The 1,096-nt window shown below is 65.2% G+C and carries 1 protein-coding gene and 1 pseudogene; both read right to left on the bottom strand.

Annotation, left to right across the window (positions count from 1 at the left end; translation table 11 throughout):
• Window positions 1–193 precede the first annotated feature (193 nt).
• A complete protein-coding gene (locus AOK17_RS26290) occupies window positions 194–994 on the bottom strand; it encodes an HAD family hydrolase (RefSeq protein ID WP_079053294.1) in 801 nt (266 codons plus the stop codon).
• Window positions 943–1,096 (bottom strand): annotated as a pseudogene (locus AOK17_RS52500) (GntR family transcriptional regulator); the annotation flags it as partial. The pseudogene AOK17_RS52500 and the gene AOK17_RS26290, both read right to left, overlap by 52 nt.

Here is a 1,096-nt window from a genome sequence, read left to right as displayed (position 1 = left end):
AGGGTCTCGGCGGTGAGGCACACGGCGTCCCCCAGTACATCCGCCCGCCGCGAACGCTTCCGTGAGTCGAGGTGCCAACCCCACCATCGTCAGCTCTGGGGATCGTCCCGCGCGGGCGCCACCTCCGCCACCCTCGGCGGACCGCCCTTGCTGAGCCGGCCCTCGTCCTGAAGAGCCCGCCTCCACTTGCACATCACCCGCGGACGGTCACCCGGCCTCGGACTATCTGCAGAACCGACTCCAGCGACCTCACCACAACTTCCGCTCCCGCCGACCTCAGCTCCTTCTCCCTCTCGGCATTACGCGCGTAGCCAAGAAAAGGAACGTCAGCCCCTTGGGCGGCATAGAAGTCCGTTGGCGTGTCGCCGATCATGAGGGCTTTGTTCGGGGCGGCGCCCATCGCATTCAGGGCTCGGACAAGACAGTACGGATCGGGCTTGAGTTGGTGCAGTTTCTCGGTGCGACCGTAGACATTGGGCGCGAAGCAGCCGACAAGGTCACGGCCCTCGAGGTAACTGATCGCCGTCTGGGCCGAATTGTTGGTCGCTATGGCCAACCGGGTTCCGACCGCGCTCCAGGTCCGTATCAGCGGATCCGCATACGCGGTGGGCCAGGCGCTGGACACCGCACGGAGCTCCTCTTGGGTGAGCCGCTCCTCCAGTTCGGTCACCAGATCGCTGTTCGGGCGGCGCCGGTTCACGGCGGCGAGGAGGACCTGGGGGTCCGGGTGGATCTGCTCCTCCTCGGTCAGCAGTCCCCGCAAGCCCTGCCCCTCCAGCCAGGCGACCAGTTGGCGGGCCACCTTCTCCGCCGAGTAGCCCGCGAACAACCGACAGATCGGCCCGTCGAAGTCGAAGAGGACGAAGCGGGCGCGCTTGATCACTTCCTGGAGGTTCTCAGTCTCTGCTGCCACCGGACCAGTCTGCTTCGTATCAGGAGTCACTAGGAGAGTGTCAGGTCCGTCGTGATGGTTTCCCAGAGGGCGTTGAACCACTTTTGGGACTGCTCGACGAAGGCGGCGTCGCGTTGGCCTGCCCTTTGCTCGAAGGAGAACAAGAGGGATGTGGAGCCCAGGGCGTCGTACATGTCGAGTGTG

The sequence above is a fragment of the Streptomyces phaeochromogenes genome, assembly GCF_001418655.1.
Taxonomy (GTDB): domain Bacteria; phylum Actinomycetota; class Actinomycetes; order Streptomycetales; family Streptomycetaceae; genus Streptomyces; species Streptomyces phaeochromogenes.
The sequence above is the reverse complement of the archived record's forward strand: the minus strand, read 5'-3'. Positions and strand labels throughout refer to the sequence as shown.